This is a genomic window from Streptomyces sp. NPDC028289, assembly GCF_055565975.1.
Window position 1 is genome coordinate 367,547 of the sequence record NZ_JBVHTI010000010.1, and the last position, 16,288, is coordinate 383,834.

Below are 16,288 nucleotides of genomic sequence, written 5' to 3' on the forward strand. Positions count from 1 at the left end.
CCCCCGTGGAATCCCACGGCAGCCTCCGGTGTTTCTCCCGTATACGGTCCTCTGTCCGGCCTGCAGGCGATGACACGGCCCAGGATCGCTACCATGGGCACTCCGGAGCCTGACCGGGGGACCCGGATCGCGCACGAGGAGCCCTCTTGCCAGACGAGGCCCAGCCACTGACAGCCGCCAAGCCCGAGCCCGGCTCGGCGCCCGCGGCCAAGCCCGCGCCGAACGTGTCGCAGACGAAGAACGACACCCGCGGGCCGGTCGAGCACGCCCAGTCCTCGCCGGTCGAGAAGTCGGCCGAGACCTCGCGCCCCAAGCCGGCCCCGCCCGAACGCCCCGCGACCCGCCCCAACAGCGGCCAGCCCGCACGCTCCGGCTCCTCCAACCGCGTCCGGGCCCGCCTCGCCCGCCTGGGCGTGCAGCGCGCGAACCCGTACAACCCGGTCCTGGAACCGCTGCTGCGCATAGTCCGCAGCAACGACCCCAAGATCGAGAACGCCACACTCCGCCAGATCGAACGCGCCTACCAGGTCGCCGAGCGCTGGCACCGCGGCCAGAAGCGCAAGAGCGGTGACCCGTACATCACGCACCCGCTCGCGGTGACCACCATCCTCGCCGAGCTGGGCATGGACCCGGCGACCCTGATGGCGGGCCTGCTGCACGACACCGTCGAGGACACCGAGTACGGCCTGGAGGACCTGCGCCGCGACTTCGGCGACGTCGTCGCGCTGCTCGTCGACGGCGTGACCAAGCTGGACAAGGTCAAGTTCGGCGAGGCCGCGCAGGCCGAGACCGTGCGCAAAATGGTCGTCGCCATGGCCAAGGACCCGCGCGTCCTGGTCATCAAGCTCGCCGACCGCCTGCACAACATGCGCACCATGCGCTACCTCAAGCGCGAGAAGCAGGAGAAGAAGGCGCGCGAGACCCTGGAGATCTACGCGCCGCTCGCCCACCGGCTGGGCATGAACACCATCAAGTGGGAGCTGGAGGACCTCGCGTTCGCGATCCTCTACCCCAAGATGTACGACGAAATCGTCCGGCTGGTCGCCGAGCGGGCGCCCAAGCGGGACGAGTACCTCGCGATAGTGACCGACGAGGTCCAGGCCGACCTGCGGGCCGCCCGGATCAAGGCGACCGTCACCGGCCGGCCGAAGCACTACTACAGCGTCTACCAGAAGATGATCGTCCGCGGCCGGGACTTCGCGGAGATCTACGACCTGGTGGGCATCCGCGTCCTGGTGGACACCGTGCGCGACTGCTACGCGGCCCTGGGCACCGTCCACGCGCGCTGGAACCCGGTTCCGGGGCGCTTCAAGGACTACATCGCGATGCCCAAGTTCAACATGTACCAGTCGCTGCACACGACGGTCATCGGTCCCAACGGCAAGCCGGTCGAACTCCAGATCCGCACGTTCGACATGCACCGCCGTGCCGAGTACGGCATCGCCGCGCACTGGAAGTACAAGCAGGAGGCCGTGGCCGGCGCCTCCAAGGTCCGCACCGATGTGCCGAAGTCGTCCGGCAAGGGCAAGGACGACCACCTCAACGACATGGCCTGGCTGCGGCAGTTGCTGGACTGGCAGAAGGAGACCGAGGACCCCAGCGAGTTCCTGGAGTCCCTGCGCTTCGACCTGTCCCGCAACGAGGTCTTCGTCTTCACGCCCAAGGGCGACGTCATAGCGCTCCCGGCCGGGGCCACCCCGGTCGACTTCGCGTACGCGGTCCACACCGAGGTCGGCCACCGCACGATAGGGGCCAGGGTCAACGGCCGCCTCGTCCCCCTCGAATCGACGCTGGACAACGGCGACCTGGTCGAGGTCTTCACCTCCAAGGCGACCGGCGCCGGACCTTCCCGCGACTGGCTCGGCTTCGTCAAGTCCCCGCGTGCCCGCAACAAGATCCGCGGCTGGTTCTCCAAGGAGCGCCGGGACGAGGCGATCGAGCAGGGCAAGGACGCCATCGTCCGCGCGATGCGCAAGCAGAACCTGCCGATCCAGCGCATCCTCACCGGCGACTCGCTGGTCACGCTGGCGCACGAGATGCGCTACCCGGACATCTCCTCGCTGTACGCGGCGATCGGCGAGGGCCATGTCGCCGCGCAGAACGTCGTGCAGAAGCTGGTGCAGGCGCTCGGCGGCGAGGAGGCGGCCACCGAGGAGATCGACGAGGCGGTACCGCCGACCCGCGGCCGCCGCAGCAAGCGGCGCAGCAGCCAGGACCCCGGTGTGGTCGTGAAGGGCGTCGACGACGTCTGGGTCAAGCTGGCCCGCTGCTGCACCCCCGTGCCCGGCGACCCGATCATCGGCTTCGTCACGCGCGGCAGCGGGGTCTCGGTGCACCGCAGCGACTGCGTCAACGTCGAGTCACTGTCCCGCGAGCCGGAGCGCATCCTCGACGTCGAGTGGGCGCCCACCCAGTCCTCGGTCTTCCTGGTCGCCATCCAGGTCGAGGCCCTGGACCGGTCCCGGCTCCTCTCGGACGTCACCCGCGTCCTGTCCGACCAGCACGTCAACATCCTCTCCGCGGCCGTCCAGACCTCCCGCGACCGGGTGGCCACCTCCCGCTTCACCTTCGAGATGGGCGACCCCAAGCACCTGGGCCACGTCCTGAAGGCCGTACGGGGCGTGGAGGGCGTGTACGACGTCTACCGGGTCACCTCGGCGCGCAGCCGGTCGTAGCGGCGGACAGAGATACGACGAGGGGCCCCGTACGCCGTGTACGGGGCCCCTCGTAGAACCGCCCTCTGGGGTGGGCCGCAGGTCAGCCGCCGAACTCCTGGAGGCCCTTCAGAGCCTGGTCCAGGAGCGCCTGGCGGCCCTCCAGCTCACGCTCCAGCTTCTCCGCCTTCGACGTGTTGCCCTGGGCGCGGGCCTGCTCGATCTGCGTCCGCAGCTTGTCCACGGCGGCCTGCAGCTGGCCGGTCAGGCCCGCGGCACGCGCGCGTGCCTCCGGGTTGGTCCGGCGCCACTCGGCCTCCTCGGCCTCCTGGATGGCCCGGTCGACCGTGTGCATCCGGCCCTCGACCTTCGGACGCGCGTCGCGCGGCACGTGGCCGATGGCCTCCCACCGCTCGTTGATCGAGCGGAAGGCGGACCGCGCGGACTTCAGGTCCGTGATCGGCAGGAGCTTCTCGGCCTCGGCGGCCAGCTCCTCCTTCAGCTTCAGGTTCTCCGTCTGCTCCGCGTCCCGCTCCGCGAAGGCGGATCCGCGCGCCGCGAAGAACACGTCCTGGGCGCCGCGGAAGCGGTTCCACAGGTCGTCCTCGTGCTCGCGCTGGGCGCGGCCGGCGGCCTTCCACTCGGCCATCAGCTCGCGGTAGCGCGCGGCCGTCGGACCCCAGTCCGTCGAGTCGGACAGCGACTCCGCCTCGGCGACCAGCTTCTCCTTGGCCTTGCGGGCGTCCTCGCGCTGGGCGTCGAGCTGCGCGAAGTGCGCCTTGCGGCGCTTGGAGAACGCCGACCGGGCGTGCGAGAAGCGGTGCCACAGCTCGTCGTCCGACTTGCGGTCGAGACGCGGCAGGCCCTTCCAGGTGTCCACCAGGGACCGCAGCCGCTCACCGGCCGCCCGCCACTGGTCGGACTGCGCCAGCTGCTCCGCCTCGACGACCAGGTCCTCCTTGGCCTGACGGGCCTCGTCGGACTGCTTGGCACGCTGCGCCCGGCGCTCCTCGCGGCGCGAGTCGACGGTCTTCACCAGCTCGCCCAGCCGGGTGCGCAGTGCCTCCAGGTCACCGACCGCGTGGTGCGCCTCCACCTGCTCGCGCAGGTGGTCGATGGCGACCTGGGCGTCCTTCGCGGACAGGTCGGTGGTCTGTACTCGCTTTTCGAGGAGGCCGATCTCGACAACCAGGCCCTCGTACTTGCGCTCGAAGTAGGCCAACGCCTCCTCGGGGGAGCCGGCCTGCCAGGACCCGACGACCTGCTCGCCGTCGGCCGTACGCACGTACACGGTCCCCGTCTCGTCGACGCGGCCCCACGGGTCGCTGCTCACAGCGCCTCCTCCACATGATGCCCGCGAGGGGCCTCAGCGCCCCCGGGCATCGTCCACAGTTTCGTCACGGCCAACATAGGCGACCGGCGGGTTGCCTGTCCGCATCCCGCGCGACCGAAATTTCGCAGTTCGTGGTCAGGATTTCGTGACCGTGGCCTTGTTGATCACGACCGTCGCGTTCGGGGCTCCGTCACCCTGTCCCGTGTTCTCACCCGCGGCGGCGATCTTCTTGAGGATCTTCAGGCCGGCGGCGTCGACCGTGCCGAACGGGGTGTAGCTGGCCGGCAACTGGCTGTCCTGGTAGACCAGGAAGAACTGGCTGCCACCGGTGTGCTTCTGGCCCGTGTTGGCCATCGCGACCGTACCCGCCGGATAGACACCGCCCTTCAGGCTCGTGTCCTTCAGGTTCTCGTCAGGGATCGTGTACCCGGGACCGCCGCTTCCGGTACCCGTCGGGTCGCCGCACTGCAGCACGTAGATGCCGTTGGTGGTGAGCCGGTGGCACTTGGTGTGGTCGAAGTAGCCCTTCGACGCGAGGAAGTCGAACGAGTTGACCGTGTGCGGGGCCGCCGACGTCTTCAGCGCGATGCCGATGTCGCCGCAGGTCGTCGACAGCGTCATCGTGTACTTCGCCGACGTGTCGATCGTCATCGCCGGCTCCTTCTTCCAGCTCAGCTTCTTCACCGAGCCGGCCGCGGCCTTCTCACACGGGTCGGGTGCCTTGCTGGGCGAGGCGGAGGCGCTGGGAGTCGTCTCCGAGCTGGCGTTCGCCTTGTCGTCGTTGCCCTTCAGCGCGCCGGTCGTGTACAGCGTGACACCCACGATCACGACCACGCCGAGCACCGACGCGATCACCGAGTTGCGCATGCGCGTCTTGCGTCGTGCGCTGGTACGCCGCTGCTGCTGCCGCAAGAACTTCTCCCGGGCGAGCTGACGCCGCCGCTGCTCCTGGCTGACCACCGGGTTCTCTCCTCATGCGTGTCGTGTGTCGACCGGTACGCGTGCGTCCTGTGCGCTGTGTGAGCCGACTGCTGCGTGTAGCCCCGTACCGTATATGGGTTCGCTGAGGAAACGGCAGCGCCGGTAGGCTCTGGACCACAGCTTGCAGCCACCCGAACCGACACAACGAAGGACGATCGTGCTCATTGCCGGGTTCCCCGCCGGGGCCTGGGGGACGAACTGTTATCTCGTCGCCCCCGCCGCCGGTGCGGAGTGCGTGATCATCGACCCCGGCCACCAGGCCGCCGAAGGCGTCGAGGAAGCACTGAAGAAGCATCGGCTCAAGCCCGTCGCCGTCGTCCTCACCCACGGCCACATCGACCACGTGGCCTCGGTCGTCCCCGTCTGCGGAGCGCACGACGTACCGGCCTGGATCCACCCCGAGGACCGGTACATGATGAGCGACCCCGAGAAGGCGCTCGGCCGGTCCATCGGCATGCCGCTGATGGGCGAGCTGACGGTGGGAGAGCCGGACGACGTCTTCGAACTGACCGACGGCGCGAAGCTGGAGCTGGTCGGACTCGAACTCTCCGTCGCGCACGCGCCGGGCCATACCAGGGGGTCGGTGACCTTCCAGATGCCGGAGACGGCCGACATCCCGTCGGTCTTCTTCTCGGGCGATCTGCTCTTCGCCGGCTCCATCGGACGCACGGACCTGCCGGGCGGCTCCATGGACGACATGCTGGCCTCGCTGGCCCGCGTGTGCCTGCCGCTCGACGACTCCACCGTGGTGCTGTCCGGCCACGGCCCCCAGACGACCATCGGCCAGGAGCGCGCCACCAACGCCTATTTGCGGCAGGTGGCCGCCGGCCAGGGAGCGCAGGACGCTCCCCGACGAGGAATGTGACGAGAGACCTTCCGTGAGCACCTTCCAGGCCCCCAAGGGCACCTACGACCTGATCCCGCCGGACTCCGCCAAGTACCTCGCCGTCCGCGAGGCGATCGCCGCGCCGCTGCGCAACTCCGGCTACGGCTACATCGAGACCCCGGGCTTCGAGAACGTCGAGCTCTTCGCGCGCGGTGTCGGTGAGTCCACCGACATCGTCACGAAGGAGATGTACGCGTTCGAGACGAAGGGCGGCGACAAGCTGGCGTTGCGCCCCGAGGGCACGGCCTCCGTGCTGCGCGCCGCCCTGGAGGCCAACCTCCACAAGACCGGCAACCTCCCCGTCAAGCTCTGGTACTCCGGCTCGTACTACCGCTACGAGCGCCCGCAGAAGGGCCGTTACCGCCACTTCTCCCAGGTCGGTGCCGAGGCGATCGGTGCCGAGGACCCCGCCCTGGACGCCGAGCTGATCATCCTGGCCGACCAGGCGTACCGCTCGCTGGGGCTGCGCGACTTCCGCATCCTGCTGAACAGCCTGGGCGACAAGGAGTGCCGCCCGGTCTACCGCGCGGCCCTCCAGGACTTCCTGCGCGGCCTGGACCTCGACGAGGACACCCTGCGCCGGGCCGAGATCAACCCCCTCCGCGTGCTGGACGACAAGCGGGAGTCGGTCCAGAAGCAGCTGGGCGACGCGCCTCTCCTCCGTGACTACCTGTGCGACGCCTGCAAGGCGTACCACGAGGAGGTCCGCGAGCTGATCACGGCGGCGGGCGTCGCCTTCGAGGACGACCCGAAGCTGGTCCGCGGCCTGGACTACTACACCCGCACCACCTTCGAGTTCGTCCACGACGGTCTGGGCTCCCAGTCCGCGGTGGGCGGCGGCGGCCGCTACGACGGCCTGTCCGAGATGATCGGCGGCCCCGCGCTGCCGTCCGTCGGCTGGGCCCTGGGCGTCGACCGCACGGTGCTGGCGCTGGAGGCCGAGGGTGTCGAACTCGACATCCCGTCCGCCACCAGCGTCTTCGCGGTACCGCTCGGCGAGGAGGCGCGTCGCGTGCTCTTCGCGAAGGTCACGGAGCTGCGCCGGGTGGGCATCGCGGCGGACTTCTCCTACGGCGCCAAGGGACTCAAGGGCGCCATGAAGAACGCCAACCGCAGTGGCGCCCGCTACACGATCGTCGCCGGCGAGCGAGACCTCGCCGAGGGCGTCGTCCAGCTCAAGGACATGGAGTCCGGCGAGCAGTCGGCGGTGGGCGTGAACGAGATCGTGGCGGAACTGGAATCCCGCCTGGGCTGACCGGTGGACCGGGGCGGCGGGGACGTACATCGCCCCCGCCGCCCCTGCCCGTCCCATCCCCAGGGACTCCGCCCCTTCGACCCCGACCTCCCCGCCCATCCACCACCCGCCTCGGCCGCCCGCGCAACGAACCGAACCGCGAGGCAAGCAGCGAAGCGGAGGGCGCGCACCGCGCGAAGAAGCGGGTCGGGAAGCGGGGGAGGGGGAACGGGGCCGGTGGTTGTGGGGAGATGTGGGGGCTTTTCTCAACTGGCCGAGTCGGGTGGGTGGGTGGGTGGGCAGAAGATCAGTCCAGCAGGCCCAGCCGCATCGCGCCCGTGACCGCAGCCGTGCGGTCGTCCACGCCCAGCTTGGCGAAGGCCCGCAGCAGGTGGGTCTTCACCGTCGACTCGCCGATGAAGAGCCGTCGGCCGATCTCCGCGTTCGTGCAGCCGTCGGCGACCAGGCGCAGTACCGCCACCTCACGCTCCGACAACCTCGGTCGCTGCGGCCGGACCCGGAGCTGGTCCACGAGCCTCGCCGCCACCGACGGGGCCAGTACGGTCTCGCCCCGGGCAGCGGCCCGTACCGCGTCGGCCAGTTCGCCCCGGGGCAGGTCCTTCAGCAGGTAGCCCGCCGCGCCTGCCTCGACCGCCCGGAGAATGTCCCGGTCGTTCTCGTAGGTCGTCAGCACGACCACCCGGCACGGCAGTCCCGCCTCGGCCATGCGCACGATCGAGTCGACGCCACCGCCGCCCGGCATGCGCAGATCCATCAGCACGATGTCGGGGCGGAGTTCCGCCGCCAGCGCCTCCGCCCGCGGCCCGTCGGACGCGTCGGCCACCACCTCCAGGTCCGGCTCGGCGCTGAGCATCGCACGCAGCCCCTCGCGGACGACGGGATGGTCGTCGGCGAGCACGATCCGGATCACCGCGGACCACCTCCCACGGGCAGTCGTACCGTCACCGTCGTACCGGCCCCCGGCGCGCTCCGCACGGTCGCCGTCCCGCCCGCCTCGGCCGCCCGGGCCCGCAGCCCCGCCAGTCCGTAGCCGGAGCACACGGCCGCCGGGTCGAAGCCGCGGCCGTCGTCGTGGACGGCCACGGTGAGGCTGTCGGCGTCGTAGCAGAGCCGGATGCCGACCGAGACCGGACTGCCCGCGTGCTTACGGGTGTTGGTCAGGGCCTCCTGGCAGGAGCGGAGCGCGACCACCTCGGCGCCGGCGGGCAGCGGCCGTACCGGGCCGGTCACGTCCAGGCCCGCCGCCCCGTGCCGGTCCACCAGCCGGCGCAGTGCGTCCGGCAGCGAGGCGCCGTCCAGGTCGGCGGGTGTGCCGCCGGCGACCAGCGCACGGGCCTCGGCGAGGTTCTGCCGGGCCGTCTCGTCCATCAGGGCCAGGTGGCGGCGGGCCTGCGGCAGGTCGTGGTCCAGTTCCGCCTCGACCGCCTGGACCAGCATCAGCAGGCTGGTGAACCCCTGGGCGAGGGTGTCGTGGATCTCGCGTGCCATCCGCTCCCGCTCCGCGAGCGCGCCGTGCGCCGCCGAGAGCCGGGAGACCTCGTGCCGGCTGGCGTCCAGCTCCGCGATCAACTCGGCCCGTTCCTCGCTCTGCTCGATGATCCGGATGATCCAGCTGCCGATCACGACGGAGAACACCAACGTCACCGTGGAGAAGAGGAGGTTGCCGAACAGGGCCGTCGCGTCCGGCCGCCACAGCAGCGCCCAGCCCGCCACCGGCGCCAGGTTGATCACGGTGACGGCGATCAGCGCCCTGCGCCGGCGCAGGGTCATGAAGCACTGGGGGATCAGCGCGAACGCCATCAGCCGGGTCTCGCCGACCAGCACCGCCGACGGCAGGAACAGCACCATCGCGCCGGCCAGGTAAGGCGTCGTCAGTCGCTCGGCCGGCTGCTCCAGCTGGATCAGCGCCCGCCCGACCATCAGGTACCAGGGCACCAACGGCACCAGCAGCAGCGCCGCGACGAGCCGGACCGGCCACCCCGGGAACTCCGCGCCGAGCACGAAGGCCAGGGTCGCCGCCCACGCGACCGCGAAGTACACGTCCCACAGCCGGATCGTGCGGTCCCAGGCGTGGGCGCCGCGCGCCGTGCCCCGGCCGGTCATCCGTCGCGCCGGTTCTTCCACCGGAAGGTCAGCAGACACAGCACCAATCCTCCGACGCACCAGGCGGCCAGCACCAGGGCGATCCGCCCGAACTCCCAGTCGCCCGCCTGCTCCAGGACCTTCGCCGAGTCGGGCAGGAACACCCCGCGCAGCCCCTGGCACAGCCACTTCAGCGGGAACAGGGCACCGATGTCCAGCATCCAGCCGGGGATCGTGTCGACCGAGATGTACACGCCGGAGATGAACTGCAGGACCAGGAAGGGGAGTACGACCACGGAGCTGGCGCTCTTCGCCGACTTCGGCACCGAGCTGATCGCGATGCCGAGCAGCGCGCACCCGGTCAGGCCCAGCACGAAGATCCACGCGAAGTCCAGCCAGCGCCCGGCGTCCGACGGGAGCGAGACGTCGTAGAGCGTCGTGCCGACGGCGAGGAGGATCGCGGTCTCCAGCACGCCCGTGAAGAGAACCAGCCAGATCTTGCCCAGGAAGTACACCGACGGCGGCATCGGCGTCCCGCGCAGCCGGCGCAGCACCTTCTCGTCGCGTTCGACCGCGATCGAGATGCCCAGCGACTGGAAGCTGGTGGACATGATCCCGGAGGCCATCATGGCGGGCACGTAGAGCTGGGAGGCCGTGACGCCGCTGCCCCGGACGTCGTCGTGGAAGATCGACGCGAACAGGAAGAGGAAGACGACCGGGAAGGCGAAGGTGAAGACCACCTGGTCGCGCTGGCGGAAGAACTGCCTGATCTCCAGGGCGCCCCGGCGCACGCCCAGGGCCCAGGCGCCCGGCAGGCGGGCGTCGCCGCGGGCCCGTACGGACACCGTGGTGGTCGTGGTCATCGCGCGACCTCCTGTCCGGTCAGGCGGAGGTAGACCTCCTCCAGGGTGGGGCGGCTCACCCGCAGCCCGGGTATCTCGCCGTCGAAGCGGCGCATCAGCTCGGCGACCTTCCTGGTCGGGGTCTCGGTGTGCTCCGCGCGCGCGGTGCCGTCGGGCTCGGTCCACTCGACGGTGGCACCGGTGCCGAAGCGGTCCCGCAGCGCCTGCGGCTCGCCCTCGGCGACCACCCGGCCCCCGGCGACGATCGCCAGCCGGTTCGCGAGCGCCTCGGCCTCCTCCAGGTAGTGGGTGGTGAGCAGGATCGTCGTGCCCTCGTCCGCGAGCAACCGGATCAGGTCCCAGAACTGCCGCCGGGCCGCCGGGTCGAAACCGGTCGTCGGCTCGTCGAGCAGCAGGAGCTCCGGGTCGCCGATCACGCCGAGCGCCACGTCCAGGCGGCGGCGCTGGCCGCCCGAGAGGGCCTTGATCCGGCTGTCGGCCTTGGCCTCGAGGCCCACCAGGCCGATCACCAGCTCCGGGTCGCGCGGCCTCGGGTGGTAGTGCGCGAAGTGCCGTACCGTCTCGCGGACCGTCAACTCGGCGGGTGCCGATTCGTCCTGCCAGACGATGCCCACCCGGGACCGCCACGCGCGCGTGCCCGTCGCCGGGTCCGCGCCCAGCACCGACACCTCGCCGGCGTCCCGGCTCCGGTTGCCCTGGAGGATCTCCACCGTCGTGCTCTTGCCCGCTCCGTTGGGTCCGAGCAGGCCGAACACCTCGCCCCGCCGGATGCCCAGGTCGATGCCGTCCACCGCGGTCACGTCGCCGTACCGCTTGTGCAGCCCGCGGACGTCCACCGCGAGTTCGTGTCCCTGTGCTGTCATGGCTCCGAGCATCGACCGGAACCGAGCGATCCGGGACGACCGTGCGTACTTCCTTATGTCCACCGAACGGTGGACAGGGCGCCTCGTGCGGCACAATGGCCCCTGCCCGAAGAAGTTCCAACTCTCAAACAGACGGAATCGGCGTGATGAGCAAGACGACAGTCAAGGACGTCTCCACCGAGCCCGAGCCCGAGAACGCTTCCGCGGCACCGCGCACGGAGGGCGGCAGTCGCGCCTTCGCGCTGCTGCTGATCATCACCGGCGCCGCGGGACTGCTGGCCGCGTGGGTCATCACGATCGACAAGTTCAAGCTGCTGGAAGCCAAGGTCGAGGGCAAGACGTTCACCCCCGGGTGCAGCCTCAACCCGGTGGTCTCCTGCGGCAGCGTCATGGAGTCCAAGCAGGCCGCCGCCTTCGGCTTCCCGAACCCGATGCTCGGCCTGGTCTGCTACGGCATCGTCATCTGCGTGGGCATGAGCCTGCTGGCCCGCGCCCGCTTCCCGCGCTGGTACTGGCTGACCTTCAACTTCGGCACGCTCTTCGGCGTGGGCTTCTGCACCTGGCTGCAGTTCCAGTCCCTGTACCGGATCAACGCGCTGTGCCTGTGGTGCTCGCTGGCCTGGGTCGCCACGATCACCATGTTCTGGTACGTGACCTCCTTCAACATCCGCAAGGGCTTCCTGCCGACCCCGAACTGGCTGAAGTCGTTCTTCGGCGAGTTCACCTGGGTGCTGCCGGTCCTGCACATCGGCATCATCGGCATGCTGATCCTGACCCGCTGGTGGGACTTCTGGACCAGCTGACGACCGGGGCCACCGACGGCCCCGGCGGGATTGTCGGTGCCGTGACTTAGGGTTTCAGCGTGGAACCCGACCTGTTCACCGCCGCCGCAGAAGAACGCCAGGAGAAGGACCCGACCGGGAGCCCCCTGGCGGTGCGGATGCGCCCGCGTACCCTCGACGAGGTGGTGGGCCAGCAGCACCTGCTCAAGCCGGGATCCCCGCTGCGCAGACTGGTCGGCGCGGGTTCCGGCGGCCCGGCCGGACCGTCTTCCGTGATCCTCTGGGGGCCGCCCGGCACCGGTAAGACCACCCTGGCGTACGTCGTCTCCAAGGCGACCGACAAGCGGTTCGTGGAGCTGTCCGCGATCACCGCCGGCGTCAAGGAGGTCCGCGCGGTCATCGACGGCGCCCGCCGCGCCACCGGGGGCTACGGCAAGGAGACCGTCCTCTTCCTGGACGAGATCCACCGCTTCAGCAAGGCCCAGCAGGACTCCCTGCTCCCGGCCGTCGAGAACCGCTGGGTCACCCTGATCGCCGCGACCACCGAGAACCCGTACTTCTCGGTGATCTCCCCCCTCCTGTCCCGCTCCCTGCTCCTCACCCTCGAACCGCTCACCGACGACGACGTCCGCGGCCTGCTGCGGCGGGCCCTCACCGACGAGCGGGGCCTGAAGGAGGCCGTCGCCCTCCCCGGGGACACCGAGGAGCACCTGCTGCGCATCGCCGGCGGCGACGCCCGCCGCGCCCTGACCGCCCTGGAGGCCGCCGCCGGGGCCGCCATCGACAAGGGCGAGACGGAGATCGGCCTGGGCACCCTGGAGGAGGTCGTCGACCGGGCCGCGGTGAAGTACGACCGCGACGGCGACCAGCACTACGACGTCGCCAGTGCCCTGATCAAGTCCATCAGGGGGTCGGACGTCGACGCGGCCCTGCACTACCTGGCCCGCATGATCGAGGCCGGCGAGGACCCCCGCTTCATCGCCCGCCGCCTGATGATCTCGGCGAGCGAGGACATCGGTCTCGCCGACCCGAACGCCCTCCCGATAGCCGTGGCCGCCGCCCAGGCCGTCGCCATGATCGGCTTCCCCGAGGCCGCCCTCACCCTCAGCCACGCCACCATCGCCCTCGCCCTGGCCCCCAAGTCCAACTCCGCGACCACCGCGATCGGCGCCGCCCTGGAGGACGTCCGCAAGGGCCTGGCCGGCCAGGTGCCCCCGCACCTGCGCGACGGGCACTACAAGGGCGCCGCCAAGCTGGGGCACGCGCAGGGCTACGTCTACCCGCACGACCTGCCCGAGGGCATCGCCGAGCAGCAGTACGCCCCGGACACGGTCAGGGACCGGGAGTACTACACCCCGACCCGGCACGGCTCCGAGGCGCGGTACGCCGACGCGGTCGAGTGGACCAGGAAGCACCTCGGTCGCAGGCGGTCCTGAGCAGCCTGTAGACTTCCCCGAAGCGCCGAGTCCCGCGCAGTCAGAGCGGGACAGTCGGCCGGAACCCCCGGCAGGGGGATCCAGGAGCGTCGCGCACCGTCGAACGGTGTCGCGGGCAGCCCACCACCATCCGTCGGGTCAAAGACGACGGGACCGGTCGGTGGGCCACTCGCGTGCTGCACGTATGTGCCCAGACCAGGGGAGCGGCTGCCCACCAGACCCGGCAACGGGATCCGGCGGGTTTCCCCGGCTGCGGATTGCGACCTCCCTCAACCCTGACAAGCCGAATATCAGAAGGAAGAAAGAGACAGTGGCGAACCAGTCCCGCCCCAAGGTCAAGAAGTCGCGTGCCCTCGGCATCGCGCTGACCCCGAAGGCCGTCAAGTACTTCGAGGCCCGCCCCTACCCGCCGGGTGAGCACGGCCGCGGCCGCAAGCAGAACTCGGACTACAAGGTCCGTCTGCTGGAGAAGCAGCGTCTGCGCGCGCAGTACGACATCTCCGAGCGTCAGCTGGTCCGCGCCTACGAGCGTGCCTCCAAGGTGCAGGGCAAGACCGGTGAGGCCCTGATCGTCGAGCTCGAGCGCCGCCTCGACGCGCTGGTCCTGCGTTCGGGCATCGCCCGCACGATCTACCAGGCCCGCCAGATGGTCGTCCACGGCCACATCCAGGTCAACGGCCAGAAGACCGACAAGCCGTCCTTCCGGGTCCGTCCGGACGACGTCGTGCAGGTCCGCGACCGCTCCAAGGACAAGACGCTCTTCCAGATCGCCCGTGAGGGCGGCTTCGCCCCCGACGGCGAGACCCCCCGCTACCTGCAGGTGAACCTCAAGGCCCTGGCGTTCCGCCTGGACCGCGAGCCGAACCGCAAGGAAGTTCCGGTCATCTGCGACGAGCAGCTCGTCGTCGAGTACTACGCCCGCTGATCACCGGCCGGGTGTAGCACCTCAGCGTCAGCCCGCCGTCTCCCCGCCCTTCCGGGTGGGCGAGGCGGCGGGCTTCCGCATGTCGGTGCCGTCCTGCCGCTGCGGTACCGGCCCGCGCGACGCGGGCAGCGCGTCCAGCGGCCGTACCCCGAAGTACCCCAGCGCCCGGGCCACCGCCGCCTCCCGGTCCAGCCCGGCCCCCTGCCGTACGCACTCCGCGTACCGTTCCTCGCCCAGCGCCCGCCGGGCCGTCGTCTCGCACAGTTCGTGCGGGGCGTTGTAGTGGGCCGAGCCGAACAGCGGCAGTCCCACCGACGGCCACATCCGCCCGGCCGCGCCCTGCAGGACCGCCGCCTCCGCGGGGTCGCCCTGCGCCACCGTCACCAGGGCGAGGAGCTCGATCGACAGAACCGAGCCGAGCAGGTCACGGAAACCGTGGGCGTGGCCCAGACAGTCGGTCAGCAGCTCCCGGGCCGCCGCGTGCTCGCCGTCCTGCCAGGCCGCGTACGCCAGCACGTACAGCGCGTACGAGCGGGCCCAGCGCTCGCCGTGGTCCTCGCACACCCGGCGCACGTCCTCGCACAGCCGTACCGCGTCCGCCAGATCGCCGCTAAACGCCCTGGTCATCGCCAGCTCGACCTGCCCCATCAGGACATTGCTGTTGAGCTCGCCGATCGCCTGGTAGCGGCCGAGGGCCGAGCGCAGCAGCGTCTCCGCGCGCGCCATGTCGTCCGTGACCAGTGCCAGACAGCCGGTCCGGTGCTCCGCGTACGCCACCGCGGCCGGGTCGCCGGCCAGCTCGGCCTCCGCACGACACTCCTGGAGCGCCGCAAGGGCGGCCACCGCGTCCACTTCAGGTTGCCCCAGGTCGCCAGCCCAATGAGCCAGTCCCGGTGCTGGCGCCGCAGCCGCCCCGCGTCCCCCGTCGCCGCCAGCCGGTCGGCGCCGTACGCCCGCACGGTGTCGAGCATCCGTTGACGCCCTCTCCTGCCCAAGGGCACGAGATTCCGGTCCGTACCGCTACGCGGTACCACCATGGGTTCCTGTTTCACAGGCCACCGCCGACCGGTGAAGGTCGGTCTTACACGGCCTCCGCAGGCCTGACTTCCCGCCCGTCCGGCGGTAGGTCCCACAACTCCGTTGTCGGACAAGGCGATCTCAGCCATGCCGCTGCGTCCCTCCGGACCGCTACGGGCGGAATGCCCTACACCTCCACCCTGAAGGGTGGGGCACTGGGCACGTGTTCGGCAGTGCACGCCCGTCGGGGTTCCCTCGCGGGAGACCACGGACTGGGCGAGCAGCTCCGCCAGCACGTCCAGGACCTCCTCGGCCGCCAGCCCGTCCCCGCTGCACACGTACTCGGCGGCCTCCAGGTCGAAGGCCCCCGCGAACACCGACAGCCGGGCCCACAGCAACCGCTCGGCGGGCGTGCACAGTTCGTGGCTCCAGCCGATCGCGGTGCGCAGCGTCCGGTGGCGGGGGAGCGCGTCCTGGCCGCCGCCGGTGAGCAGCCGGAACCGGTCGTCGAGCCGCTCCAGCAACTGCCCCGGCGACAGCGCCCGCAGCCGCCCCGCCGCCAGCTCGACCGCCAGCGGGATCCCGTCCAGGCGTCGGCACACCTCCCGCACCTCCGCGCAGTCCCGCACCTGAAGCCCCTGCCGCCCGGCTTGCTCGGCGAACAGCTCCACCGCCTCGTCCTCGCCGAGCGGCCCCAGCGGGAACAGCAGCTCGCCCGCCACCCCGAGCGGCCGCCGGCCCACCGCCAGCACGGCCAGGTCCGGCAGCCGCCGCAGCAGCCCGGCCACCAGCTCCGCACACGCGTCGACCAGGTGCTCGACCCCGTCGAGCAGCAGCAGGATCCGGCGGCCGGCCAGCTGCTCGAGGAGCGTCTCGCGGGGTAGCCGGGTGGTGTGGTCGGTCAGCCCGAGCGCCTCCACGACCGCGTAGTCCACGAACTCCGGATCGCGCACCGGAGCCGGCTCCACCCGCCACACCCCGTCCCGGGGCGCCGCGCCCGCCGCCGCCCGGGCCGCCAGCCGGGACTTGCCCACCCCGCCGGCCCCGGTCACCGTCACCAGCCGGCCGGACTCCAGGGCCCTGGACAGCTCGCCGAGTTCGGCCGAGCGGCCCACGAAGGCGGTCAGTTCCAGGGGCAGATTGCCGTCCGCCGAAGGGCCGGGGCGCTGAGGACCTCGCATGGGACACGGAGCGTACTTAAGCGTGTTCGG

General features: G+C 70.9%; 12 protein-coding genes and 2 pseudogenes. 6 read left to right on the forward strand and 8 right to left on the reverse strand.

The features are described from left to right. The first annotated feature begins 146 nt into the window (after positions 1–146). A complete protein-coding gene (locus ACZ4UV_RS44145) occupies positions 147–2,675 on the forward strand; it encodes a RelA/SpoT family protein (RefSeq protein WP_451022650.1) in 2,529 nt (842 codons plus the stop codon). Positions 2,676–2,757: 82 nt separating this feature from the next. On the opposite strand, the gene ACZ4UV_RS44150 is transcribed toward ACZ4UV_RS44145, so the two are convergent. Beyond that, on the reverse strand, positions 2,758–3,987 hold the full coding sequence (locus tag ACZ4UV_RS44150) for a DUF349 domain-containing protein (protein WP_351487725.1): 1,230 nt from the start codon (positions 3,985–3,987) through the stop codon (positions 2,758–2,760). Between the two features lie 135 nt (positions 3,988–4,122). After that, entirely contained in the window at positions 4,123–4,947 is an 825-nt protein-coding gene (locus ACZ4UV_RS44155; RefSeq protein WP_390048029.1) for a peptidylprolyl isomerase, read from the reverse strand. Between the two features lie 178 nt (positions 4,948–5,125). Here ACZ4UV_RS44155 and ACZ4UV_RS44160 point away from each other — a divergent pair, with 178 nt between their 5' ends. Further along, positions 5,126–5,833: an MBL fold metallo-hydrolase gene (locus tag ACZ4UV_RS44160; protein WP_467846182.1), complete on the forward strand. Its 708-nt coding sequence runs from the start codon at positions 5,126–5,128 to the stop codon at positions 5,831–5,833. A 13-nt stretch (positions 5,834–5,846) separates the two neighbouring features. Then, positions 5,847–7,109 (forward strand): histidine--tRNA ligase, encoded by a 1,263-nt coding sequence (gene hisS / locus ACZ4UV_RS44165; protein WP_351487732.1) that lies wholly within the window; start codon positions 5,847–5,849, stop codon positions 7,107–7,109. 286 nt (positions 7,110–7,395) lie between these two features. Here hisS and ACZ4UV_RS44170 read toward each other — a convergent pair whose 3' ends face one another. From ACZ4UV_RS44170 to ACZ4UV_RS44185, 4 genes are read right to left on the reverse strand one after another with little or no spacing between them, the layout of a single operon-like run. Then, on the reverse strand, positions 7,396–8,019 hold the full coding sequence (locus tag ACZ4UV_RS44170) for a response regulator transcription factor (RefSeq protein WP_351487734.1): 624 nt from the start codon (positions 8,017–8,019) through the stop codon (positions 7,396–7,398). Next, entirely contained in the window at positions 8,016–9,212 is a 1,197-nt protein-coding gene (locus tag ACZ4UV_RS44175; RefSeq protein WP_451022059.1) for a sensor histidine kinase, read from the reverse strand. Before ACZ4UV_RS44175 ends, ACZ4UV_RS44170 begins: the two co-directional genes overlap by 4 nt. Next, on the reverse strand, positions 9,209–10,054 hold the full coding sequence (locus tag ACZ4UV_RS44180; protein ID WP_451022056.1) for an ABC transporter permease: 846 nt from the start codon (positions 10,052–10,054) through the stop codon (positions 9,209–9,211). The genes ACZ4UV_RS44175 and ACZ4UV_RS44180 overlap by 4 nt, the downstream gene beginning before the upstream one ends. Continuing rightward, complete coding sequence (locus ACZ4UV_RS44185; RefSeq protein ID WP_467846190.1) at positions 10,051–10,917, reverse strand: ABC transporter ATP-binding protein; 867 nt, start codon at positions 10,915–10,917, stop codon at positions 10,051–10,053. The genes ACZ4UV_RS44180 and ACZ4UV_RS44185 overlap by 4 nt, the downstream gene beginning before the upstream one ends. A gap of 146 nt (positions 10,918–11,063) precedes the next feature. Here ACZ4UV_RS44185 and ACZ4UV_RS44190 point away from each other — a divergent pair, with 146 nt between their 5' ends. From ACZ4UV_RS44190 to rpsD, 3 genes are all read left to right on the forward strand, one after another. Then, positions 11,064–11,720, forward strand: a complete 657-nt coding sequence (locus ACZ4UV_RS44190) for a vitamin K epoxide reductase family protein (RefSeq protein ID WP_467846194.1) — start codon at positions 11,064–11,066, stop codon at positions 11,718–11,720. 59 nt (positions 11,721–11,779) lie between these two features. Continuing rightward, positions 11,780–13,135 carry a replication-associated recombination protein A gene (locus ACZ4UV_RS44195; protein WP_467846197.1) on the forward strand — a complete coding sequence of 452 codons (1,356 nt, stop codon included), beginning with the start codon at positions 11,780–11,782 and terminating at the stop codon, positions 13,133–13,135. A 310-nt stretch (positions 13,136–13,445) separates the two neighbouring features. Further along, entirely contained in the window at positions 13,446–14,060 is a 615-nt protein-coding gene (gene rpsD / locus ACZ4UV_RS44200; RefSeq protein WP_093505354.1) for a 30S ribosomal protein S4, read from the forward strand. Positions 14,061–14,087: 27 nt separating this feature from the next. On the opposite strand, the pseudogene ACZ4UV_RS44205 reads toward rpsD, so the two are convergent. Continuing rightward, a pseudogene (locus ACZ4UV_RS44205) lies at positions 14,088–15,040 on the reverse strand (regulator); the annotation flags it as partial. A 273-nt stretch (positions 15,041–15,313) separates the two neighbouring features. After that, a pseudogene (locus ACZ4UV_RS44210) lies at positions 15,314–16,258 on the reverse strand (ATP-binding protein); the annotation flags it as partial. Between the last annotated feature and the right edge of the window lie 30 nt (positions 16,259–16,288).

Coding starts and splice junctions, on each gene's coding strand:
- ACZ4UV_RS44175 (WP_451022059.1), bottom strand. CDS start 9,212: ATGACCGGCCGGGGCACGGCGCGCGGCGCCCACGCCTGGGACCGCACG.
- ACZ4UV_RS44180 (WP_451022056.1), bottom strand. CDS start 10,054: ATGACCACGACCACCACGGTGTCCGTACGGGCCCGCGGCGACGCCCGC.
- ACZ4UV_RS44185 (WP_467846190.1), bottom strand. CDS start 10,917: ATGACAGCACAGGGACACGAACTCGCGGTGGACGTCCGCGGGCTGCAC.
- ACZ4UV_RS44190 (WP_467846194.1), top strand. CDS start 11,064: ATGAGCAAGACGACAGTCAAGGACGTCTCCACCGAGCCCGAGCCCGAG.